The 22,936-nt window shown below is 72.6% G+C and carries 20 protein-coding genes, 2 tRNA genes and 1 riboswitch; of the genes, 16 read left to right on the forward strand and 6 right to left on the reverse strand.

Features of this window, described 5'->3' with window-relative positions:
* Positions 1–67: 67 nt before the first annotated feature.
* Complete coding sequence (locus tag FED44_RS06935; RefSeq protein WP_138460118.1) at positions 68–1,933, forward strand: hypothetical protein; 1,866 nt, start codon at positions 68–70, stop codon at positions 1,931–1,933.
* Here FED44_RS06935 and FED44_RS06940 read toward each other — a convergent pair.
* On the reverse strand, positions 1,921–2,304 hold the full coding sequence (locus FED44_RS06940) for a hypothetical protein (RefSeq protein ID WP_138460119.1): 384 nt from the start codon (positions 2,302–2,304) through the stop codon (positions 1,921–1,923). The two genes, FED44_RS06935 and FED44_RS06940, sit on opposite strands and share 13 nt — an antisense overlap.
* 371 nt (positions 2,305–2,675) lie before the next feature.
* Complete coding sequence (locus FED44_RS06945) at positions 2,676–4,208, reverse strand: PQQ-dependent sugar dehydrogenase (protein WP_111700672.1); 1,533 nt, start codon at positions 4,206–4,208, stop codon at positions 2,676–2,678.
* A 267-nt stretch (positions 4,209–4,475) separates the two neighbouring features.
* On the opposite strand from FED44_RS06945, the gene FED44_RS06950 reads away from it, so the two are divergent.
* Positions 4,476–5,402 carry a GNAT family N-acetyltransferase gene (locus FED44_RS06950; protein WP_244301764.1) on the forward strand — a complete coding sequence of 309 codons (927 nt, stop codon included), beginning with the start codon at positions 4,476–4,478 and terminating at the stop codon, positions 5,400–5,402.
* A 73-nt stretch (positions 5,403–5,475) separates the two neighbouring features.
* Entirely contained in the window at positions 5,476–6,819 is a 1,344-nt protein-coding gene (gdhA, locus tag FED44_RS06955) for an NADP-specific glutamate dehydrogenase (RefSeq protein ID WP_138460121.1), read from the forward strand.
* 15 nt (positions 6,820–6,834) lie between these two features.
* Here gdhA and FED44_RS06960 read toward each other — a convergent pair whose 3' ends face one another.
* Complete coding sequence (locus tag FED44_RS06960) at positions 6,835–8,232, reverse strand: MFS transporter (RefSeq protein ID WP_165900666.1); 1,398 nt, start codon at positions 8,230–8,232, stop codon at positions 6,835–6,837.
* Positions 8,233–8,334: 102 nt separating this feature from the next.
* Between FED44_RS06960 and FED44_RS06965 the strand changes: the two genes are divergently transcribed.
* The 3 genes from FED44_RS06965 to FED44_RS06975 are packed head-to-tail and all read left to right on the forward strand — an operon-like array spanning position 8,335 to position 10,001.
* Positions 8,335–9,222, forward strand: coding sequence for a helix-turn-helix transcriptional regulator (locus FED44_RS06965; protein WP_111700676.1), 888 nt, complete (start codon positions 8,335–8,337; stop codon positions 9,220–9,222).
* Between the two features lie 10 nt (positions 9,223–9,232).
* Positions 9,233–9,604, forward strand: a complete 372-nt coding sequence (locus FED44_RS06970) for a VOC family protein (protein ID WP_138460122.1) — start codon at positions 9,233–9,235, stop codon at positions 9,602–9,604.
* A gap of 34 nt (positions 9,605–9,638) precedes the next feature.
* Positions 9,639–10,001, forward strand: a complete 363-nt coding sequence (locus tag FED44_RS06975) for a DUF2203 domain-containing protein (protein WP_244301765.1) — start codon at positions 9,639–9,641, stop codon at positions 9,999–10,001.
* 27 nt (positions 10,002–10,028) lie between these two features.
* Here the strand turns inward: FED44_RS06975 and FED44_RS06980 are convergent, their stop codons facing one another.
* Positions 10,029–10,904 (reverse strand): sirohydrochlorin chelatase, encoded by an 876-nt coding sequence (locus FED44_RS06980; protein WP_167521409.1) that lies wholly within the window; start codon positions 10,902–10,904, stop codon positions 10,029–10,031.
* A gap of 211 nt (positions 10,905–11,115) precedes the next feature.
* On the opposite strand from FED44_RS06980, the gene FED44_RS06990 reads away from it, so the two are divergent.
* From FED44_RS06990 to FED44_RS07015, 6 genes are all read left to right on the forward strand, one after another.
* Positions 11,116–12,195: a LacI family DNA-binding transcriptional regulator gene (locus tag FED44_RS06990; RefSeq protein WP_111700681.1), complete on the forward strand. Its 1,080-nt coding sequence runs from the start codon at positions 11,116–11,118 to the stop codon at positions 12,193–12,195.
* Positions 12,192–13,100, forward strand: a complete 909-nt coding sequence (locus FED44_RS06995) for a ribokinase (RefSeq protein WP_111700682.1) — start codon at positions 12,192–12,194, stop codon at positions 13,098–13,100. Before FED44_RS06990 ends, FED44_RS06995 begins: the two co-directional genes overlap by 4 nt.
* 78 nt (positions 13,101–13,178) lie before the next feature.
* On the forward strand, positions 13,179–13,433 hold the full coding sequence (locus FED44_RS07000; RefSeq protein ID WP_138460125.1) for a hypothetical protein: 255 nt from the start codon (positions 13,179–13,181) through the stop codon (positions 13,431–13,433).
* A gap of 109 nt (positions 13,434–13,542) precedes the next feature.
* On the forward strand, positions 13,543–14,550 hold the full coding sequence (locus FED44_RS07005; RefSeq protein ID WP_138460126.1) for a phosphotransferase enzyme family protein: 1,008 nt from the start codon (positions 13,543–13,545) through the stop codon (positions 14,548–14,550).
* 126 nt (positions 14,551–14,676) lie between these two features.
* Positions 14,677–17,091: a molybdopterin oxidoreductase family protein gene (locus FED44_RS07010; RefSeq protein WP_138460127.1), complete on the forward strand. Its 2,415-nt coding sequence runs from the start codon at positions 14,677–14,679 to the stop codon at positions 17,089–17,091.
* Between the two features lie 90 nt (positions 17,092–17,181).
* The gene (locus FED44_RS07015; RefSeq protein WP_138460128.1) at positions 17,182–17,766 is read left to right on the forward strand and encodes a hypothetical protein; all 585 of its coding nucleotides are present in this window, start codon (positions 17,182–17,184) and stop codon (positions 17,764–17,766) included.
* Positions 17,767–18,342: 576 nt separating this feature from the next.
* On the opposite strand, the gene FED44_RS07020 is transcribed toward FED44_RS07015, so the two are convergent.
* Together FED44_RS07020 and FED44_RS07025 are read right to left on the reverse strand one after the other, a co-directional pair.
* Positions 18,343–18,417 (reverse strand) — tRNA-Val (locus FED44_RS07020).
* A gap of 25 nt (positions 18,418–18,442) precedes the next feature.
* Positions 18,443–18,514: transfer RNA gene (locus tag FED44_RS07025), tRNA-Gly, on the reverse strand.
* A gap of 194 nt (positions 18,515–18,708) precedes the next feature.
* Here FED44_RS07025 and FED44_RS07030 point away from each other — a divergent pair.
* The 4 genes from FED44_RS07030 to FED44_RS07045 all read left to right on the forward strand — a co-directional run bounded on the left by FED44_RS07030 (position 18,709) and on the right by FED44_RS07045 (position 22,678).
* A complete protein-coding gene (locus FED44_RS07030) occupies positions 18,709–19,272 on the forward strand; it encodes a DJ-1/PfpI family protein (RefSeq protein ID WP_138460129.1) in 564 nt (187 codons plus the stop codon).
* Positions 19,273–19,407: 135 nt separating this feature from the next.
* The gene (locus tag FED44_RS07035; RefSeq protein ID WP_138460130.1) at positions 19,408–19,683 is read left to right on the forward strand and encodes a hypothetical protein; all 276 of its coding nucleotides are present in this window, start codon (positions 19,408–19,410) and stop codon (positions 19,681–19,683) included.
* 8 nt (positions 19,684–19,691) lie between these two features.
* Entirely contained in the window at positions 19,692–21,509 is a 1,818-nt protein-coding gene (gene glmS / locus FED44_RS07040; protein ID WP_111700693.1) for a glutamine--fructose-6-phosphate transaminase (isomerizing), read from the forward strand.
* Positions 21,510–21,715: 206 nt separating this feature from the next.
* A complete protein-coding gene (locus FED44_RS07045; protein ID WP_111700694.1) occupies positions 21,716–22,678 on the forward strand; it encodes a Bug family tripartite tricarboxylate transporter substrate binding protein in 963 nt (320 codons plus the stop codon).
* Positions 22,679–22,723: 45 nt separating this feature from the next.
* Positions 22,724–22,933: riboswitch (cobalamin riboswitch) on the forward strand.
* Positions 22,934–22,936 lie beyond the last annotated feature (3 nt).

Here is a 22,936-nt window from a genome sequence, read left to right on the forward strand (position 1 = left end):
TGCCGCCGGCGGGCGGGGATGACATCGTGAGTGGCATGAACGAGAGAATCGAGTTCGTCTCCGGCCGGTGAGCCTGGCCCGCGAGCGCGGTGCGCTCGACCACCGGCTGTCCCTGTTCGATCACGCGTCCCGCCTGCACGCGCTGACGCCCGACGCGCCCCTTCCCAATGGCGGGCGCCCCTACCCCGACGACGCCGACCACCGAGGTCCCCGGCCTGGCGGCGGCTCCTTCTCCGTCGAGCAGGCCAGAGCCACGCTGGCCGCGGTGCTCCGCGCCCACTTCGACGGCCCCGGTCGCTCCCTCGACGAGCTGCACGAGGACCTCCGCGCCCTGGACGTCCCCGCGTGGGCGATCAGGCCCGACGTCCTGGACGGCCTGCCCTGGCTAGCCACCGAGCCCGCCCGCGAGACGGGCGTCTGGCTGGCCCGGCACGCGAGGGACCGCCGTCCCGCGCTGACCGGCCTGTGCCTGCTGGCGGGCAGGGCAGGCCCGGAGGACGTCCCCCTGGTCCGTACGCTCGGCCTGCTGCGCTGTCTCGGGCCCGTGGCCGTGGCCGTGCTGGAGCCGATCCCCGGCTCTGCCGCGGCGCTGGTGTGGCTGGCGGAGCGGTCGGCACTGCTCACCCTCAGCCGTGCCATCGAGGCGATGTGCCGGGCGGAGGATCCCGTCGCCGTCGCCTGGCTGCTCCGGCACGCCACGGACCAGGATCCCACGGCCGGTGGCCACGCGCTGCGGGTGGCCCAGGCCGTACGCCTCGCGGACGTCCTCGAAGACGACGAGACCGTCGACCAGGCGGTCCTCGTGGCGGGCCGGCTCCTCCAGGCGATGGCCTGGGAGGACTTCTCCACCCTGCGTGATTACGACGACGCCTGCCGGGCCCTCGCGGCCTTCGCCGTACGCGCGGCGGCCGTGCCCCCGGTGCTGGACTCGCTGGCCTCGGCCGCCGCTCTCGCGGAGGACCTGACCAGCGGCCACGCCGCGTGCCTGCCGTGGCGGCCCGGCGTCCGGGAGGCGACGCTGGAGCGGCTGCGCCGCCTGCTCACCTCGGCGCGCGCGGCGGAGGCGCTCGCCGGGGCGGCACGGTCGCCCGACCCGGTGACCCGCCGGCGGGCGGCCTGGGCGCGCCGGGCGATCGCCACCCTGCCGGTCATGCCGCGATTCCCCTCGCGGCTTGCGGGGGACGGGGGAGACCGGCTGGCGGTGCATGTCGTCGTCCCCGATCCGGCGCTGCCGGGCCGCGTGGAGACGAGGCCGCTGGTCAACGGCCGGCCGGTCGTCGCACGGGCGTTCCGCAAGGGCCGGCCCTACCCGCCGGAGCACGTGCTCGGCAGCCTGGAGGCGACCGAGGAGGTCCGGGAGGTACGGCTGGCCGAGGCGTACTGCACCGAGGGGTGCTGTGGGGCCCTCTATGTCACGATCGTCCGTGACGGTGACACGGTCGTCTGGCGCGGCTGGCGCGACCCCGATTCGCCGGCGGTCGAGCTGGAGCCGTTCCGCTTCGGCGCCGGCTCCTACGACGAGGTCGTCGCCCGGGCCGTGGACGATCACGGCTGGGAGTGGCCCGCCCGTACGGTCGCCCGTGAGGTGCGTCGCTCGCTGCGCGAGGATCCCGGCCTCCTGGCGGCGTGGGAGTGCGAAGCGGGCGGAACTTACGCGGAGGCCGACCGGCGGGACGAGATCCAGGTCGTCTTCTGGCATCCGCGTGAGCCGTCGGCCGACGGGGAGGATCAGCCGGACGACGAGCCGTGGGTGCTGCTTCAGTGGACCGTCCTCATCGACGACACGGACGCGGGCGACCAGGCGGCGCGTCTGGTGGACTGGCTGCGCGGCAACGACCCCAGGCCCCACGCCAGGATCGTCGGCGGCAGCCCGGAGTTCGCGGAGAGGCTCGGTCTCCGCTGGCCGGACTGGGACGACGACTACGAGGAGTGAGCGCCGTCCGGGGTGCACCGGTGGGGTGTCAGGTCGGGTGTGGCGGATCCCGGCGAGGCGGCATGGAGCACCAGGTAGCCGTCGTTGTCGTACAGCTGCTCGTAGCCGCAGTCGCGCAGCAGCTGTACGTCGGCCATCTGGGCCGTCCGCGACGAGAACATCGGCTGCGGGCCGCCGGTGTCCGCGATCACCCAGGGAGCGCGTAACGGTATGTCACGCCAGATCACGACCTTGGCGCGGGAGGTGAGGGCTGGGCCGAGCTGGTTGGCGGCCTCGACGAGCGCGCCGTCCGGAATCAGGGCGGCCGCCCCGGCGGCGGCCTCCTGGCGCGGGGTCCCGGAGTAGAACGACGGGCCGAACAGAGTACGCAAGGCGAACTGCGGTATCGACGCGACGGCCGCGATCGCCCCCGTCGTGTGCCCAGTAAAGCGGCCCGAGCAGGGCGAGAATCGGCGAGACGTGGTCACTGAAAATCGGCAGGGGAACGCCGATGTGGTTCCACTGACCCTTGACGAGCGAGCCGGGCAGCATGAATTCCGCGTAGCCGCGCACCACCTGGTCGAAGATGACGAGGTCGTAGACGCCGCTCCGGAAGGTGTGCAGCTCGACGAGCCCGAGAGTGGCGTAGGCGACCCCTGCGATCATTAGCGGGACACGGGACCGTTCACATCGCCGAACAATGCGATTCGTATACGGGCCAGGCTCTTATTCAATTATTAGTAGGACTGATAAGCGTGCCAGGTCAGGTGGCGGTGCAGCTGATCGGGGACGGGACCCGGTTGGCGCCGGACCAGCTCGCGTTGAAGCCGGCCGTCGTCGAGGCGTTCGGGGCCAGCGCACCGTTGTACGTCTCGTTGGCGACCGTCACCGCGGCGCCCGACTGAGTGAAGCGGCCGCTCCAGGACTGCGTGACGCGCTGGCCGTCGGGGAAGGCGAAGGTGACGGTCCACGACGTGATGGCCGCCGTCCCCGAGTTGCGCACCGCGAGCTCGCCCTGGAACCCGCCCTGCCACTGGTTCACGATCCGGTACGTCGCGGAGCACGCGCGCGGGCCGGCCGACGGGCTCGCGGACGGGCTGACGGAAGGGCTGACCGACGGGCTCGGCGACGCGGAGGGGCTGCGCGACGGCGAGGCCGAAGGGCTGGGAGAAGGGCTGGGCGACGAGCCGCCGGCGGGCGGGACGCGGAGGATCCGGTCGTCGTTCGCCGCGGGGGTCCCCCTGCCGTCGCGGTTGCTCGTGCCGACCCAGAGCCACCCGTCCGGCCCGACGGCCACGGCGCGCAGCCGGCCGTACGTGCCCTGGAACTCGGCCACCGGGTTGCCGGTCCTGCTGCCGCCGCTGACCGGCACCGTCCACAGCCGCTTCCCGGCCAGGGCCCCGGCGAAGAGCGTGCCGTTGGCGTACGCCAGGCCGCTGGGCGACGCCTCGGACGTGCTCCAGGTGACGATGGGGTTGCGGAAGCGCGAGTCGGTGCAGACGCCCTCGCAGGTGGGCCAGCCGTAGTTGCCGCCGGGGACGATGTAGTTGAGCTCGTCCCAGGTGTTCTGGCCGAACTCGCTGGCGTACAGCCGTCCGCCCTCGTCCCAGGCGAGCCCCTGGACGTTGCGGTGGCCGTAGCTGTACACGCGCGAGCCGTACGGGTTGTCCGGCGGCACGCTGCCGTCGGGCCGCATCCGCAGGATCTTGCCGCCCAGGCTGTTCAGGTTCTGCGCGTTGGCGGAGGTGCCGGCGTCGCCCGTTGAGAGGTACAGCATGCCGTCGGGGCCGAACGCGATCCGCCCGCCGTCGTGGAACTGGGCCTTCGGCACGCCGGAAAGGAGCACCTGCTGCGTCTGCGGGGCGTTCAGCCTGAACCTGACCAGCCGGTTGTCGGACGCGGCGGTGAAGTAGGCGTAGACCCACTGGTCCTCGGCGTAGGTGGGGGAGACCGCGATGCCGAGCAGGCCCGCCTCTCCGCCGGGCGACACGTTCGGGACGGTCGCCACCCGTACGGGCGACGAACCGGGACGCACCTGCATGATGTTCGCCGTGTCGCGTTCGGAGACGAGGGCGCTGCCGTCCGGGAGGAAGGTCAGTCCCCAGGGCGTCTGCAGGCCCGTGGCGGCGACCTGGGCCCGCGTGAAGTCGAACCCGCCGGTCGCGGCCACCGCCGCCGTCGGGCGGGCCGTGACGAACGCGGCGCCGGCGGCCAGCGCGGCGACGGCGGTCGCGAGCGCCACGGTGGGACGTGCCCTGAGACACGCGCTGAGACGCTCGGTGAGACGCTTGGACATCGATGCTCCCGGGACGGCGGGCCGCCGTGCGGCTCGTGAACCCTGCGGCTGCCTTCGATCGCGTGCAGCCGCCTGCCACTGCGGGACCATGGAATCCACATCGTCGCGCCCGGATCAACCGCGAGGCCGATGTCTTTCGGTGTCGCCCCTCTGATCAGCGCCTACGACGGGCGCCCGCGCGCGGGGCGCCCCGGAGTGCGGGAAACTTTCATGGTGGCACAAGGCTCCGGCAAGTCCCTCACAAGTCACTCAACGTACAAATGCGACGTGAACGACTACGAAATCCGGCGGCCGGCGGTCGCCGACGCGGCGACCGTGCACGAACTGGTCGCCGAGCACGACATCGAGGTGACCGGCAGGCCCGACTGGACGCTCGATGACATCGCCGACACCCTGAAGGAGCTCGACCTGGACCACGACAGCTGGCTGGTCCGCTCGGACGGGCGGCTACTCGGCTGGGGCTACGCCAGGCGCAACGGCGCCAGCGAGAACGTCGACATCGACGTGCAGGCGCGGGAGCCCGGCGCGGCCGCCCTCCTGTGGGACATGGCGCTCGGCCGGGCCGCCGATCTCGCCCGCGAGGCGGGGCACGACCACGCGGTGGTGGACATCAGCCTCTACGAGCAGGACAAGGCCATGCGCGAGGCCGCCGAGCGGCGCGGCTTCGCCCCCGCCACCAGCTTCCACCGCATGCGGGCCGACCACTCCGGCGTACGGCCGGTGTTCCTGCCCGGGGTCGGGGTCGAGGCCGGCGCCCCCGGGCGCGAGGCGGTGCTCCGGACGGCCCATCGGGTGCACCAGGAGGGCTTCGCCGAGCACTTCGGGTTCGTGCCGAAGACGTTCGAGGAGTGGACCGCCGAGATGGAGTCGTCCAGCGCGAACGACTGGGGGCAGCTTCTGCTGGCCCGCGTCCACGGCGAGCCGGCGGCGATGCTGCTCGGGACCGACCATTTCGTGTCCGACGAGAACTGCGGATATGTCCGCACGCTCGCGGTGCGGCCCGGTTTCCGCGGCCACGGCCTCGGGAAGCTGCTGCTCAGCAGAGCCTTCGCCGCCGACGAGCGGCGGGGGCGGGTGGGGACGATCCTGCACGTCGACTCCAACAACGTCACCCCGGCGCTCGGCCTGTACGAATCGGTCGGCATGCGGCCGGTCCTGGTCATTGACGTCTGGCGGGCCGTCGTCCGCCGGTGAGACGGTCTTTCTCACAACTTCGACATCGCTACAGTGAATCAGGAGAAATCGGGCAGAGGCTAGGAGCGATCGAGTGCTGCACGAAAGGCTCGAGGGCGTTTACGACAACATTCTGCGCCGCAACCCGGGGGAGGCGGAGTTCCACCAGGCCGCGCGCGAGGTCCTGGAGAGCATCGGTCCCGCGCTGGGCAAGCATCCGGAATACGCGGAGCAGAAGATCATCGAGCGCATCTTCGAGCCCGAGCGGCAGATCATCTTCCGCGTGCCCTGGGAGGACGACCGGGGCGAGGTGCACATCAACCGCGGCTTCCGGGTCGAGTTCAACAGCGCGCTCGGGCCGTACAAGGGCGGGCTGCGCTTCCACCCCTCGGTCTACCTCGGCATCGTCAAGTTCCTCGCGGTGGAGCAGATCTTCAAGAACAGCCTGACCGGCCTGCCGATCGGCGCGGGCAAGGGAGGCGCGGACTTCGACCCGAAGGGCCGCTCCGACCGGGAGATCATGCGCTTCTGCCAGAGCTTCATGACCGAGCTGTACCGGCACCTGGGCGAGCACACCGATGTGCCCGCGGGGGACATCGGCGTCGGGCAGCGGGAGGTCGGCTACCTGTTCGGCCAGTACAAGCGCATCACCAACCGGTACGAGTCCGGCGTCATCACCGGCAAGGGGCTGAGTTACGGCGGCGTGCAGGTGCGCACCGAGGCCACCGGCTACGGCTGCGCCTTCTTCGTCGAGGAGATGCTCAAGGCGAAGGGCACGTCGTTCGAGGGCAGGCGCGTGGTCGTCTCGGGCTCGGGCAACGTCGCCGTCCACGCGATCGAGAAGGTGCGCGAGATGGGCGGCGTCGTCGTGGCCTGCTCCGACTCCTCCGGCTACGTGGTGGACGAGAAGGGCATCGACCTCGATCTCCTCAAGCAGGTCAAGCAGGTCGAGCGGCGCCGTCTCAGCGACTACGCCGAGCGCCGCGGCGCCGATGCGGCGTACGTCGCCGGGCGCAGCGTGTGGGAGGTGCCCTGCGAGGTGGCGCTGCCGTCGGCCACGCAGAACGAGATCACCGGCAAGGACGCCGAGGCGCTGGTGCGGGCCGGGTGCGTCGCGGTCGGCGAGGGCGCCAACATGCCCACCACGCCCGAGGGCATCCGGGTGTTCCAGGAGGCCGGAGTGGCCTTCGGCCCCGGCCAGGCCGCCAACGCGGGCGGCGTGGCCACCAGCGCCCTGGAGATGCAGCAGAACGCCAGCCGTGATTCGTGGACGTTCGAGTTCTCCGAGCGGCGGCTCCAGGAGATCATGAGCGACATCCACGCCCGCTGCCTCGAGACGGCCGACGCGTACGGCATGCCGGGCGACTATGTGGCCGGCGCCAACATCGACGGCTTCAGGAGGGTGGCGGACGCCATGCTCGCCCTCGGCCTCATCTGAGCACTCACCGAGTGCTCATCGGTTGACCCGGCGGGTGCGCAGGAGGGGAAGCGCGAACCCGCCCGCAGCCAGCGACACCGCGGCCAGCCACAGCGATGTCACCGTGGCGGCGTGCGTGGACGGGGCGAGGCTGAGGAACAGCGTGCCGAAGACGGCCACGCCGACGACCTGGCCGAGCTGGAGCATCATCGCCAGCAGGCCGCTGGCGTCGGCCGCGTCGGCGGGCGCGACCCGGGCCAGCGCCACCGCCATGAGCGGGCTGAACGTGCCCGCCATGCCGGCCCCGATGGCCACGAAGCTGATCTCCAGCAGCGGCTCGCCGTGGCCGCCGCCGGCCAGCGCCGCCGCCAGGGCCAGCTCGCCTGCGGCGGTGACGACGGCGGACGCGACGATCATCGGCCGGTGCAGGCTGGCCGGCAGCCGCTTCCAGTTGAGGCTGGTCAGTCCGAAGGCGGCGGCCGCGGGGATGAACAGGCAGCCCGCCCGCAGGGCGCTGTCGCCGAGGTCGCCCTGCAGGTGGAGGGCCATGGCGAACAGCCAGCCGCCGTACGCCGCCATGACGAGGAAGATGCCGGACGCGGCGACGGCCACCCCGGGGGCGCGCAGCAGGCGGCCGGGGACGAGCGGATGCGCCGCACGCCGCTCCACAAGCAGGAACGCGCAGAACGCGAGAACCGACAGGCCCATCGCGACCCACCCCCACAGCGGCCAGTCCTCCTCGTGGCCGAGCACGAGCGGCACGACCAGCAGGCAGACCGCGAGCGACAGGGTGACCAGGCCGGGCACGTCGAGCCCCTGCTCACGCCGCACGTGTGCGGCGGGCAGCGTCCGGGCGCCGACGGCCAGCAGCGCGAGCCCGATCGGCACGTTGACCAGGAAGACCGGCCGCCAGGCCGTGCCGAACAGGTCGGCGGTCACCAGCAGCCCACCGAGCACCTGGCCGACGACCGCGCCGACCGAGATGACCGTGGCGTAGACGCCGAGCGCCCGCCCCCGTGTGGCGCCGTCGAAGGTGATCTGGATCAGGCTGAGCACCTGGGGCACCATCAGGGCGGCTCCCGCGCCCTGCACCAGCCGGAAGGCGATCAGCACGCCGGTCGACGGGGCGAGCCCGCACATCAGCGACGCGGCCGTGAACACCGCGAGCCCGGTGAGGAACAGCCGCCGGTAGCCGAGCAGCCCGCCGAGGCGTGCCCCGGTGATCAGCAGCATCGCGTACGCCACGGTGTAGCCGGAGATGACGAGTTGCAGTCCAGAGCCGGTGGCCCCGAGGTCGGCGCGCATCGTGGGCGCGGCGACGTTGACGATGGTGGCGTCGAGGACGGCCATGAACTGCCCCGCCAGGATGACGGTGAGCAGCAGACTCGGCGAGGTTCGCCGCGCGGCCGGCGCGCGGGTGGTGACAGTGGTCATGGCGGCAACGATGCGGCCGTCGCGATACCGGTAACGAGAGCCTGCCGATACTGGTACTGACACCACCTGGCAACGCGGGCGCGCACTCGCCAAAATAGGGAGGTGACGACGGGGATTCGCACCAGGAACACCAGGCGTGAGGAGCTCGCGGCCTTCCTGCGCAGCAGGCGCGAGCGGATCCGGCCCGAGGACGTCGGCTTGCCGCCCGGCCTGCGCCGCCGTACACCGGGCCTGCGGCGGGAGGAGGTCGCCCAGCTCGCGGGTGTGGGCGTGACCTGGTACACCTGGCTGGAGCAGGGCCGCCCCATCAACGCGTCGGTGCAGGTGCTCGACGCCATCGCCCGTACGCTGCGGCTGGACGCGGCCGAGCGGGAGCACCTCTACCGGCTGGCGGACCTGCCGGAGATCGCCGATCCGGCGGGCGACGGGGAAGGCCTCGACGCCGAGGTGCACACGATCCTGCGCCAGCTCGACCCGCTGCCCGCGTGCGTCTACAGCGGGCGTTACGACCTGCTCGCCTGGAACGCCGCCTACGGCACGATCTTCGCGTCCGTGGTCGATCGGCCACGGCTCGAGCGTAACGTCCTGTGGCGGGTGTTCACCATGCCGGACTGCTGCTGCCCGCTCGTGAACAAGGACGAGGAACTCCCGCAGATGGTCGCGACGTTGCGGGCGGCCTTCGGCAGGCATGTGGGAGAGCCGGCTTGGACGGGCTTCGTCACCCGGCTGTCGGCGGCCAGCCCGGAGTTCGCCCGAATGTGGGCGATGCATGAGGTGGCCAGACCGGGCGTCCGGATGAAGCTGTTCAAGCACTCGTCGGTGGGTCTGATCCGCCTGACGTCCACCAGCATGGCGCTGGCCGCGCCGCCGGAGACCCGCATCGTGGTCTACACGCCCATGGACGACGAGAGCAGGCAGCGGATCGAATGGCTGGAGGCCCATCCGGAGGTCGCCCACTGCCCGCTGCATGGGGAGCCCGTCCGCGGGTAAAGCCGCAGTCATGGCCTGTCGTATCAGTGAACTCGTCGTCGACTGCCACGACCCCGAGCGGCTCGCCGCGTTCTGGTGCGAGGTGCTCGGCTTCGAGGTCCTCCAGCGCACGGACGGGTGGATCGAGATCGGCCCGCCGGGCGTGGGCTTCGGCGGCCTCCAGCCGACGCTCGTCTTCGCGCCCGTGCCGGAGCGCAAGCGCGGCAAGCTGCGCCTGCACATCGACGTCAACCCCACCGACCGCGACCAGGAGGACGAGCTGGACCGCCTGCTGAAGCTCGGCGCCGTACGGGCCGAGGTGGGCCAGACCGGCGAGGAGCAGTGGCATGTGCTCGCCGACCCCGAGGGCAACGAGTTCTGCCTGCTGCGCCGCCGCCTGTGACCTTCCGGCGGGCCGATGCGGTAGCGTCCGGAGCGTGGCGAGGATCTTCACGCTGGACGAGGCCGGGTCGCTGATGCCCGAGGTGCTGGAGCACGCCCGCGCGTTCGTCGCCGTCCGCGCCGACCTCGCGGAGCTCACCCACGACCTGCGGCAGGCCGGGACCTCCGCTCTGGGCGGCCTCGCCGAGGCCAAGGGCCTGGAGGCGCGGATGGACGAGATCCTGAGCTGGTTCGACGCCGAGGAGATCGAGATCAAGGGCGTCGCCCCGCTGCTCGTCGACTTCCCCGCCGTGCTCGGCGGCGTGTCCGTACGGCTGTGCTGGCTGGAGGGGGAGACCGCCCTCGGCTGGTATCACCGCAGCGACCTCGGCTTCCCCGGCCGCCGCCCGCTGCCCTGACCCCAGGGCTGAGGCGGGCGGCGAGGCTCAGTCCGACAGGTCGTCGAAGCCGTCGAAACCGCCGAAGGCGGCGCCGTACCGGACGCAGACCATGCGGGCCACCGACTCGTGGGCGCCGAGAGGCTCGGCGCAGCCGGCGCCGATGGCCTCGGCCGCCGTCGTGATCCGCTCGCTGTCGGCCTCGGGACCGATGACGTACGGCACCATGGCGAGGCGGTTGGCTCCGATCTTGCGTAGCCGCTCGGCGGCGTCGCGCACCGTCGGCACGCCGTCCAGCGCGGCGGGGACGACGGGAAGCGTCAGGCGGGCGGCCAGCAGGACGGCCGTCGCGTCGGCCCCGCGGGCGGCCTCGTCGCCTCCGGCGGTCGCGACGATGATGCCGTCGACGGGCGAGGAGACGTTGAACAGCCGCATGCGGTCGGCGCGGGCCAGGCCCGCCTCGGACAGCCGTACGTGCAGGGCCTCGGCCAGCAGCGGATGCGGGCCGAGCGGCTCGGTGATCCGCACCGCGGCCCCGCTCTGCGTCACGGCGTCCCGCACGGCGCGCCGGACGCGGGGATGGGGTCCGGTCACGAGCGGCACCACCACCGCCGCCGGTCCGCCGGCCGGCCGCTTGGCCGCGATGTCGGAGAACTCCTTGACGAGATCGGTGCCGCCGTCGGCCAGTGAGACGATGCGAAGGTCGAGTTGCGGATTGTCGATCCGGACGATGGAGGCGACCTCGGCGGCCACGTCCGCGCCCTGGCCCGCCGGATCTCCGGCCCTGCCCGGCACGGCCAGGACCAGGGCGGGCGCGTCGGCCGGCAGGTCGGCCGGCAGCGGCCGTCGGTGGCGGCCGGTCCCGGGCCGGGAGGATCGCTCCCGGGTGGGGAGCTTGGGCGGGTCCTCGTGACCTTCGTTCACATCGGCGGATTCTAGGGCGAAACCGGTCGAAGAGCAGAACCAACGCGCGGCTTGTTGCGGCTTGGTGATCTAGACGTTTACGTCTCGGTTACTTGACGCTGCTGGTGGCCGTCGCTTTGATAAGGGCCGTCCACGCTGAAAACGATTACAGCTCCCCGCGTGCTGCCACGCGTGGACGAGTACACGAGAGTCTTCCCAGAGTGAGGTGGCCGTGACCGAGGGTCCCACGATCACCACGATCGCGCAACGCGCCGGCCTGTCGATCGCATCGGTGTCGCGGGTGCTCAACGGGCTGCCCACACGCGAGGACACGGTGCGCCGGGTCATGCGCGCGGCCGACGAACTCGGCTACGTGCCCAACTCGGTGGCACGTTCGCTGCGCAACCGCCGCACCCACCAGATCGCCTTCGCGCTGTCCGACATCGGCAACCCCGTCTACGTGGCGATGGTGCGGGAGATCCAGGCCGTGCTGAAGGCGGCCGGATACCGCCTGCTGCTCCACTCGACCGAGGGCGACCCGGAGGACGAGGTGTGCGTGCTGCGCGGGCTGCGGGAGCGCTACGTGGACGGCCTCATCATCAGCCCGCTGCGCGGCGTCGGGGCGGAGCACATCGAGGCCGTCACCACGGCGCGGGTCCCCGTGGTCGTCGTCGGCCCGGTGCCGGAGGGCACGCCGGTGGACAACGTGCGGGGCGACTCGCGGACCGGCGTCCTGCTCGCCATGAACCACCTGCACGGCCTCGGCCGGAGGCGGATCGGCCTGCTCAACGGCCCGCTCGGCACCGCGCCGGGCGCGGCCCGCGCCGCCGCCTACCGGGAGGCGCTGGAACTGCTGGGCCTGCCGTACGACGAGAACCTGGTCGAGGTGGGCGACTTCACGCGCGACCGCGGCGCCCGGGCCGCGCGGGCGCTGCTGGCGCGCGCTCCCGGTCTCGACGCGCTGATGTGCGCCAGCGACCTGATCGCGCTCGGCGCCCTCGACGTGCTGCGGGAGCAGGGCAGGGACGTCCCCCGCGACGTCGCGGTGGTCGGCATGGACGACACCGACCTCGCCTCGGTCGCGTGGCCGTCGCTGACCAGCGTCTCGCTCGGCTGGGCCGAGCGTGGCAGGGCCGCCGCGAGGCTGCTGCTCGACCGTCTGCGGGACGGCTCGCTGCCGCCGCGCGTGGTGACCGTGGAGCCGGGCCTGATGGTCCGGTGCTCGACCGGCGGCGGGCCGGCGACCGCGTTCGCCACCCGAGCCCGCGCCCGTGTCCGCGCGCTCGCGCTCGCCGGGGGAGACCGGCCGTGATCTCGGTGTTCGGCAGCGCCAACATGGACCTCGTGGCGTACGTGGCGCAGGCCCCCAAGCCAGGGGAGACCATCACGGGCCGCGCCTTCCGCACGATCCCCGGAGGTAAGGGGGCCAACCAGGCGATCGCCGCCGCGCGGGCGGGCGGGCGGGTCGCGTTCCTCGGGGCGGTGGGCGACGACGCGTTCGGGCCGGGGCTGCGCGCGGCGCTCGCCGGGGCGGGCGTCGACACGCGCGGGGTGCGGACCGTCCCCGGCCCCTCCGGTGTCGCCCACATCGTCGTGCAGGACGGCGGCGACAACTCGATCATCGTCGTGCCGGGGGCGAACGGCGCCCTCACCGGTCCCTCGGCGGAGGACGCGGAGACGATCGGGCGGTCCCGCGCCCTGCTCCTGCAACTGGAACTGCCGATGGAGGCCGTGGTCGCCGCCGCGTGCCTGGCGGGCGCCGTGACGGGCGCCGTGACGGGCACGGAGGTGATCCTCACCCCCGCCCCGGCCGTGCCGCTGCCCGCCGAGCTGCTGGACGCGGTCGGCGTCATCGTGCCGAACGAGCACGAGGCGGCGGTCCTCACCGGCCGGGACGACCCACGCGACGCGCTGGAAGCGCTGCTCGATTTGGTTCCCGAGGTGGTCGTGACGCTCGGCGCCCGGGGCGCGTTGTACGGCTCCCGCGACGGCGTCCGCCTCCACGAGCCCGCCGTACCGGTGCGGGCGGTGGACACCACGGCGGCGGGGGACACCTTCGCCGGCGCGCTCGCGGTGGCCAGGACCGAGGGGCTCGGTCCTGATGGGGCGCTGCGCTTCGCCTCGGCGGCGGCGGCGCTGTCGGTCCGGCGTGAGGGCGCGAGCACCTCGATGCCGCACCGGCCCGAGATCGACCGGCTCGTGCGGGACCGAACGTAAAATCTCCGAATACGGAGTGTGATTGCCGGGTAGCTCTGCGTTGTCATGCGTCAGTGCTTCGCAGAGAAGAGGTATCCGTTGATCAGATCATTGGAGCGCGCCGGGATCGCGGCGCTCGTGACCGCCGCCCTGTTCGCGGCCCCGCTGGTTCTCGCGGCGCCCGCCGCCCACGCCGCCGCCGGACGACCGGCCGGGGACGACGTGTACCGCACCTGGTTCACGAGCCACTCGCGGTGCGTGGCAGAGGGCCAGGGCGGGATCGACCGCGGCCACTGGGAGCACTACACCTGCTCCGAGGGCGACTGGTTCTGGCATCTGTGGACCAACCGCTGAGCTGAGACGCGACCCGGCCCCGGCACCCGTCCGCCGGGGCCGGATCACGGGAGCGGAGATCACAGGGGAGGATGAGGGGCGACCGGCCGACTGATCGTTAGGAGTGCGCATGCAGGTCCACGACCTGTCCGGAGGCGGAGACGTCCTCGCCCGCGTCGAGGGGGTCGCCCGCCGTGCCCTGGAGCGGTACGGGCTGCCCCCGGACGCCGTCGTGACGTTGCTGAACGTGTCGGAGAACGCGACCTTCACCGTGGATGACGGGGAGACGCGGGCGATCCTCCGGGTCCACCGGCTCGGCTACCAGTCCCCGGCCGCCATCGCCAGCGAGCTCGCCTGGCTGGAGGCGCTGCGCGAGGAGGCGGGCGTCGTCACGCCGCGAGTGCTGCCGGCCCGCGACGGGTCCCGCGTCGTCACGGTCGAGGATCCGGGCGCCGAGCCCCGCCGCTGCGTGATGTTCGAGTTCCTGCCCGGCGCAGAACCGGCCGAGGACCGGCTGGTGGAGGAGTTCGAGCGGCTGGGCGCGCTGACCGCCCGCATGCACCGGCACGCGCGCGGCTGGGCGAGGCCGGCCTCCTTCACCCGCTTCCACTGGGACCTCGACGCCGCTTTCGGGCCCTCGCCCCGCTGGGGCAGGTGGCAGGACGGTGTGGGGGTGGACCGGGAGGCGCACGCCGTGCTCGCCCGCCTCGAGGCCGAGCTGCGCCGCAGGCTGGGGCGGTACGGCAGGGGCCCGGACCGGTACGGGCTCATCCACGCCGACCTCCGCCTGGCCAACCTGCTGGTGGACGGTGAGGCGGAGGCGAGCGTGATCGACTTCGACGACTGCGGCCTCGGCTGGTACCTCTACGACCTCGCCGCCGCCGTCAGCTTCATCGAGCACCGGCCCGAGGTGCCGCACATGGCGGAGTCGTGGGTGCGCGGCTACCGCACCGTGCTCGACCTCCCGAAGGAGGACGAGGCCGAGATCTGGACGTTCATCATGTTCCGCCGTCTCCTGCTCGTCGCCTGGATCGGCTCCCACCAGGCCGCCGAGGTGGCCGCCCGGCTCGGCGCCGGCTACACGCGCGACAGCTGCGAGCTGGCCGAGCGCTATCTGAACGGCTCACTGGGCGGGTGACTCCGCGATCACGCTGAGGAAAGTATTCGAAAAGGAACCGGTCAGTTCGGGCGAATTCGGGATCAGAAGGACATTGCGCCGGGTACGGGGAGCGTCGTTCACACATCGTCACCGCGGAGGTGCCAGGTGCTGGACCGGATCGCCGATCCCAGGGGGCGGCGCACGCCGTACGGACCTCCCGACGCGGTGGAACGGCTGGCCGCGGCCCTGCCGGGGCGCATGCGCGACGCGCTTCCCCCGGTCATCCGCCTGGGCAGCCCGTGGCCGGTGCGGGTCGACGTGTTCCTGGAGGACGGCGTCACCGAGGACGAGGTCGAGCGCTGGGTCCCCGCGGCGTCGGCGGCCGGTTCCCACGGGGACGCCGTCGACCTGGCGGTGCGCGGCGGGCGGGTGGTGGGCGTACGCGGCCGGGCCGGTGACCGGGTCAACCACGGGCGGCTGGATCCGCGCGAGTGGCCCGCCTGGCGGCCGCGCCCGGGACGGCTGACCCGCCCGCTCGTACGCGAGGGCGGGCGGCTGGTCGAGTCGACGTGGGACGCCGCGATGGACCGCGTCGTGACGCGGTCGAGGCGACTGCTCGCCGCGCCCGGCGGCTGGGGCCGGATCGCGTTCCACACGGGGCCCCGGCTGTTCCTGGAGGAGCACTACACGCTCGCCGTGATCGGCAAGGCGGGCATCGGCACCCCGCACATGGACGGCGACACCCGGGGGTGCGCGGCGGCGGCAGCGGCCGCCCTCGCGGCGAGCTTCGGCACCGACGGTCAGCCCGGTTCATACACCGACGTGGACCACTGCGACGCGCTCGCGCTGTGGGGCCACGACTGCGCGGCCTGCCACCCCGTGCTGTGGGAGCGGATGCTCGACCGGAGGCTCGGCCCCGGGCCGCCCGCGATGATCGTGGCCGATCCGGACCGGACGCCCGCCGCCAGGGAGGCCGACGTCCACCTCGCCGTGCGCCGCGGCACCAACGTGGCCCTGCTGAACGGCCTGCTGCACGAACTCCTCGCGAACGGCTGGCACGACGCCGCCTACGTCGCCGCGCACACCGTCGGCGTCGAACGGCTGTGGCGGACCGTCGAGGCCTACCCGGCCAAGCGGGCGGCCGAGATCTGCGGGGTGCCGGTCGCGCGGATCGAGCAGGCCGCCGAGATCCTGGGCGCCGCCGAACGGCTGGTGTCCACCGTCGGCCCGGCCTTCCTCGGCTCCAACCAGGCGACGGCCGCGGCCTGCCAGGTCGACAACCTCCACCTGCTGCTGGGCATGCTGGGCCGGCCCGGGGCCGGGCTGTTCCAGCTCGGCGGCCCGGGCTGCGACGCGCTGGAGACGGGCTCGGCGGGAGACCTGCCCGGCCTGCGCAACTGGGCCGACCCGGGACACGTCCGCGAACTCGCCGGGCTCTGGAACGTCGACCCCGCCGTCATCCCGCACTGGGGGCCGTCCACCCACGCGACCCAGATCCTCGGGTACGCCGAGGAGGGCTCCGTCGGGCTGCTGTGGATCACCGCGTCCGACCCCGTGAGCGCGACTCCCGGGCTCGAACAGGTCCTCGCCCGCGAGGACCTGTTCGTCGTCGTCCAGGATCCGTACCTCACCGAGACCGCGCGGCTCGCCGACGTCGTGCTCCCCGCGGCCGCCTGGGGGGAGAAGACCGGTACGGTGACCGGCGCCGACCGGACGGTGCACCTGTGCGAGAAGGCGGTGGAGCCACCGGGGGAGGCGAGGGCGGACCTCGCCGTCCTGCTCGACTACGCGCGGCGGATGGACCTGCGCGACCGCGACGGCCTGCCGCTCGTCGGCTGGACCGACGCCGAGTCGGCGTTCGAGGCGTGGAAGGCCTGCTCGGGGGGCCGCCCCTGCGACCACACCGGCATCACGTACGACCGGCTGAGGACCGGCGGCGTGCAGTGGCCCTGCACGCCGGCCGGCTCCTACGGCGCGGAACGCCTGTACGCCGGGGGGAGGTTCGCCACCGAGCCGGGGCGCTGCCAGGCGTTCGGCGCGGACCTGGCGACGGGCGCGGAGTACGGCGAGGAGCGGTACCGCGCCGACGACCCCCGGGGACGGGCGTTCCTCCACGCCGCCGACTACGAGCCGTCTCCGGAGGTGGCCGACGACGAGCATCCGCTGGTTCTCCTCGTCTGCCGGGCGCAGCGCCGCTCTCCCGCCCCGCCGCACCTGGAGGTCCATCCGGGCGACGCCGCGGCGTACGGCGTGGAGGAGGGCGACCTCGTACGGGCCGAGTCGCCCCGGGGCGCGCTGGAGGCCGTCGCCCGGCTGTCGGGCGTGCGGCCCGGAGCCGTGGTCCTGCGGCTCGACGGCCGGTCCGAGGCCGTGGCGCGGGCGGCGGCCGAGCTCACCCTCACCTCGTGGGACCCGGTGTCGCGGCAGCCGCTGCGCACCGCGGCGGCGGTGCGCCTGGTGCGGGTCGCCCCCAGGCAGGGGGAGCCCGCCGGAGCGCTCACGCCCGTGGAGGGCGTCTGCTCCGCCACCGCGCCCCTCGGGCACGGCGTCGCCGTACGCGAACGCTACGAGGAGGTCTGACGTCCGCGATCACCGGAGAAGGGTGGGGGCCATGGGCACTGACACCGCGCGTACGGCCGGCGGGAAGGCCGTCTCCGGGTGGGCCGATCGGTGACCGTCCACCTGGCGGACTACCTGGAGGTCCTGCTGCGGACGGAGCACGAGCTGTCCGGCGGGTTCCACGCGCTGTGGCGCGGCCATCCCCGGGAGCCCGACCTGTGCGGTGTGTGCGAGCGCCTGGCCGCGCAGTGCCGGGCGCACGCCGAGCGGCTCGAGCCGTTCCAGCGGCGATACCGGGGCCCTCAGCAGATGGAGCATCGGATGGAGCCGTGGGCGCCGGATCCGGCGATTCTGGACGCGACGAGGACGGAGCTCCAGCGGGCGGGCCCCGAGGGGGTGGGCCTCGGGACGGCGGTACGCCTGCGGCTGACGCCCGCACGCGCGGCCGGAGGAAAAGGCGGTAACGGCGGGGACGGCGGTCTGGTCCTGCTGCGCGAGCTGCACCGGTTGTACCTTCTCGCGACCGAATGCGAACTTTCCTGGAGCGTGGTCGCACTGGTCGCCCGCGGGCTCAAGGACGACGATCTCCTCGACCTGGCCGGTCGCTGCACCCCCGAGACGGCCGTTCAATTGCTCTGGCTGCGGACCCGGATGCGCCGGGCCGCGCCGCAGGCCCTCGTCGTCGCGTCCTGGTGAGCCTGCATATCGCGCGGATTCATACAAACGCGGAGAAGAATCGTCCGGAGGGCGCGGCCTCGTTCTCGTCTGTCGCCATTGTCGCAATTCACGACAGGGCTCAGGCAGGGCTGATTCGCCGACAAATGTCGTCATGTAGGCAATATCGAGATCATGTCGCGGGATCGTTGCAGAAAATAGATTGTGCCCGGATGGCGATAATTGATAGAAAATGATTACGACGAGGCGCGTCGCACAGGCCACTACGGATGGGCGTGCCCACAGACGACGCCGGTGCTCATGGCGGGGGCCGCACCGGCGGTGCGGAACGCCGGGGAAAGCGCGTCCGGCACCGCGGTCGTTTTATATATATCGGTGCCGACGCCTGCCGCGGCCGGCGTCGGCACCACCGATTTCCGCACCGTGACCCGTATCGCTGACCTGTGTCGTCGGCTCAGGATCGTCGGCCCGGGGCCGCTGACACGGTGCCGTGTACGCGCGCGAACGCGCGACGTCGTACCCGACGTGCGGTTACCTGTGAGAGGGATGACGGCCATCCGGCCGGTGAGGCACCGCCGCATGGGTGCCTTGACGAGGTGGTGGGCGATACTGGGATTGAACCAGTGACCTCTTCCGTGTCAGGGAAGCGCTCTCCCGCTGAGCTAATCGCCCGTGCCCGGATGTCGTCCGGGCTCCGAGCGGAAGACGGGATTCGAACCCGCGACCCTCACCTTGGCAAGGTGATGCTCTACCACTGAGCCACTTCCGCAGCCATCGCTCGGGTTTCCCCGGCGACGCGTGCTCAACTCTAGCGGATCCCCGGGGGTGCCGGTGCCATCTGTTCCCACCCGGAGAGCGATCCGAGAGCGGCCGAGGTGATCCGGCGTCGCGACGAGCCGTTGACCAGCCGGAGAGGGCGTGCGCAGGATGAGGCGCAACCGTACGCGAAGGGGGTTACCCGCCATGGCGAAAGTGCTCATCATCACGGGCGACGCGGCCGAGGACCTGGAGGTGATGTATCCGTACCAGCGGCTTCTGGAGGAGGGCTACGAGACGCGCATCGCGGCGCCGTCGGCGAAGAAGCTCCAGTTCGTCGTGCACGACTTCGTCGAGGGCTACGACACCTACACCGAGAAGCCGGGCCACACCTGGGCGGCCGACGTGGCCTTCGCCGACGTGGACCCGGAGGAGTACGACGCGCTGGTGATCCCCGGCGGGCGCGCGCCCGAGTACCTCCGCGGCGACCGCGACGTCCAGGAGATCGTGCGGCACTTCGCCGGCGCGGGCAAGCCGATCGCCGCGCTCTGTCACGGTCCGCTGATCCTGGCCGCGGCCGGGGTGCTGAAGGGCCGGGAGAGCAGCGCGTACCCCGCCTGCGCCTCGGACGTCGAGAACGGCGGCGGCACCTGGGTCGACAGCGAGGCGCACGTCGACCGGAACCTGGTGACCGGGCGGGCCTGGCCCGACCACCCCGCCTGGATGCGCGCGTTCATGAAGGTGCTGCGGGCCGCCGCCCCGGCGGACTGAGGATTCGGCCGGCTCGTGGACGTCGCTCCTCCATGAGCCGTGCGGCCCGGCGGAGCCGCTTTCGGGACTGATCCTGCCCGAAAACGGGCAAGAAACTTGTTAGTCGGCATCCGCGCTGCGTTAGGGTCCTGCTCTGTGTCCACGGCACGGCATCCCTTCGAGGATCTGATCGGCCATCTCACCCGGACCACCTCTCTGGGTCCGGGTGAGGCGGCCCGCGTGGTGGCCGACGTCCTGGCGTACTTCGGCGAGCCCGCGGAAGACTACGTGCGGCGCCGCCACGGCGAACTCAAGTCGAGGGGGCTGACCAACGACCAGATCTTCCCCAGGATCTCCGCCGAGCTCGCGGGAAGGCGTGTCGCGGCACCGGAGCTGACCCTGCGCCAGCTCCGGAGGATCGTTTACGGATAGGAGCGGTTATGTGCGGAATCGTCGCTTACGTCGGGCCGAAGGATGCGGCGCCCATCCTGCTCGAAGGTCTCCAGCGGCTGGAGTACCGGGGCTACGACTCGGCAGGCCTCGCCATCGTGAACTCCAGGAGTCTCAAGACGCGCAAGGTCAAGGGCCGGGTCGCCGACCTGGCGGCGGCGGTGCCCGCGAAGTTCAAGGGCACGATCGGGATCGGGCACACCCGGTGGGCCACGCACGGCGCGCCCAGTGACGTGAACGCGCACCCGCACCTCGACCAGGAGCAGCGGATCGCCGTCGTGCACAACGGCATCATCGAGAACGCCGACGAGCTGCGCCGCCGCCTGGAGGGCGAGGGCGTGAAGTTCGAGAGCGAGACCGACAGCGAGGTGCTCTCCCACCTCGTCGGGCGGATGGTCAAGGAGACCGACTCGCTGCGGGAGGCCGTGCTGCGGGCGCTGAAGAGCGTCGTCGGGACGTACGGCATCGCCGTCGTCGACGCGCAGCGCCCCGGCGAGATCGTGGTCGCCCGCAACGGCAGCCCGATCGTCCTCGGCCTCGGCGAGAAGGAGATGTTCGCCGCCTCCGACGTCGCCGCGCTCATCCGCTACACCCGGCAGGTCGTCCACCTGGAGGACGGCGAGCTCGCGGTCATCAAGGCCGACGGGTTCAACACGTTCACCAGCGACGCCCGGGAGACCGCCAAGGAGCCGTTCACGGTCGACTGGGACGCCGGCCACTACGACAACGGCGGCTACGAGCACTACCTGCTCAAGGAGATCTCCGAGCAGCCCGACACGGTCGCCCGCACCCTGCGCGGCCGCATCGACGACCGGTTCCACATCGCCCACCTCGGCGGCCTCAACATGGACGCCCGCGAGACCCGGTCCTTCCGCCGCGTGAAGATCATCGGCTGCGGGTCCGCGTACTACTCCGGGCAGATCGGCGCGCAGCTCATCGAGGAGCTGGCCCGCATCCCCGCCGACGCCGAGCCGGCCTCGGAGTTCCGCTACCGCAGCCCGGTCGTCGAGCCCGACACGCTGTACGTCGCCATCAGCCAGTCGGGCGAGACGTACGACACGCTCGCCGCGGTTCAGGAGCTCAAGCGCAAGGGCGGCCGGGTGCTCGGCATCGTCAACACGGTCGGCAGCGCCATCGCCCGGGAGACCGACGGCGGCATCTACCTGCACGCCGGGCCCGAGGTCTCGGTGGCCTCCACCAAGGCGTTCACCTCCACCGCCGTGGCGTTCGCGCTGCTCGCCCTGCACCTCGGCCGGGTACGGGACCTGTCGCCGGCCGACGGGCGCAGGATCTGCGACGGCCTGCGGCGGCTGCCCGAGCAGATCAAGGAGATCCTCACCCTGGAGGACCGGATCAGGGAGCTGGCCAAGAAGTACGCCGACGCGCCGGGCATGATGTTCGTCGGCCGGGTCCGCGGCTACCCGGTGGCCCGCGAGGGCGCCCAGAAGCTCAAGGAGATCTCCTACGTCCACGCGGAGGCCTACCCGGCGAGCGAGCTCAAGCACGGCCCGCTGGCGCTGATCAGCCCCGAGCTGCCGACCGTCGCGGTCGTGCCGGACGACGAACTGCTGGACAAGAACCTCACCACGCTCGGCGAGATCCGGGCGAGGCACGGCCGCATCCTCATGGTCGGCCACCGCACCTCCGAGGCGGCCGACGACTGCATCGTGGTGCCCAGGAACGAGGTGGAGCTGGACCCCATCCTGCTCACGATCCCGCTCCAGCTGTTCGCCTACCACGCGGCCGTCGCCCTCGGCCGCGACGTCGACCGCCCCCGCAACCTCGCCAAGAGCGTCACGGTCGAGTAGCTCCTCCACGTCCCGTCCGGCTCGCGTCGCGGACGCGAGCCGGACGGTGCGCATCTGTCACCGCGCCTCCGATCGGCACCGACGACATGAGCGGCGCGCTCGCCGATCCGCCGATCGCCACATCCGTAACGTCCGTTATGTCATGACATGGGGTGGTTGCTCATAGTCTGTCCGCATAAGGGGCTCTTCGGGGGGAGGGTGCCGGCATGCGACGCCGTACGGTTCTCGCACTGGGGGTCCTGGCCCTGGCGGGCGGATGCGGCACCCCGGCGCCTCCGTACCGCGGGGAGCTCTCCCTCCTCGTCCCCGGCCCGCCGGAGTGCTGGGGGGACGGCGTCGCCCGGAGCCTGAAGTCCCTCATCGAGGCCCGCCGCTGGGCCGGCAGAGTGCTGGTCACGCGGGACGCTGGGGGCGGCGGCGCGTCGGCCGTCGGACGCTTCGCCGTCGGACGGCCGGACCGGCTGATGGTCGCCGACCCCCTCCTGCTGGCCGACTGCGCGCTCGGTCGCGCGCCCGGCGACGCGGGGCCGTTCGCCGCCCGGACGGTGCCGCTGGCCAGGCTGGCGGGGGAGTGGCAGGTGCTGGTGGCCTCCCCCGATTCGGGTTACCGCTCGTTCGAGCAGGTCGCGGCGGCCCTGCTGCGCACCCCGGAGCGGGTGAAGGTGGCGGGCGGGCCCGACCGCGGGCCCGGCCACCTGCTGCTCGGCCTGACCGCCCGGGGTCTCGGGGCCGATCCGCGGCTGGCGGCGTACGAGGCCTTCGACAGCCCCGCCCGGGCCGTCGCGGCGGTGGCCGAGGGGACGACCGCGCTCGCCTTCGGCGGGCGCGGCGACGTCGCCGCCCACGTCAGGGCCGGGCGGCTGCGCCCGCTCGCCGTCTCCGCTCCCGAGCGCCTGCCCGGCCTGGACGCGCCCACGCTGACCGAGTCGGGGGTGCGGGTGGCGTACGCGAACTGGACCGGCCTGCTCGCCCCCCTCGGGGTGGCGGCCCGCGAGCGCGACGCGCTGATCGGCCTGTGCCGGGCCGTCGCGGACTCGCCCGCCTGGCTCCGCCTGTGCGAGCGCAACGGCTGGACGCCGATGTGGCTCGCCGGCGAGGAGTTCCGGCAGTGGCTCACGGGCGAGGCGCGTCGTACGGCCCTGCTTCTCGATGATCTCGGAATCCGGTGAGCAACACAACTTGTAGGGCCGCTTGCGAGATCGCCCACTAGATGTAGGATCCATCGCGTCGCTGGTTCACCTCGGTGAGGCAAGAGGGAACCCGGTGTGAATCCGGGGCTGCCCCGCAGCGGTGAGCGGGAACGACCGCCGTCACAGAGCACTGGTGCGTGAGCGCACCGGGAAGCGACGGCCAGTAGGTCCGGCGGGCGTGTGTCCCGCCGGCCGCCCGCGAGCCCGAAGACCTGCCCGCGACCGCGCGCGGAGTCA

Source organism: Microbispora triticiradicis, assembly GCF_005864065.1.
In the GTDB taxonomy this organism is placed as follows: Bacteria; Actinomycetota; Actinomycetes; order Streptosporangiales; family Streptosporangiaceae; genus Microbispora; species Microbispora triticiradicis.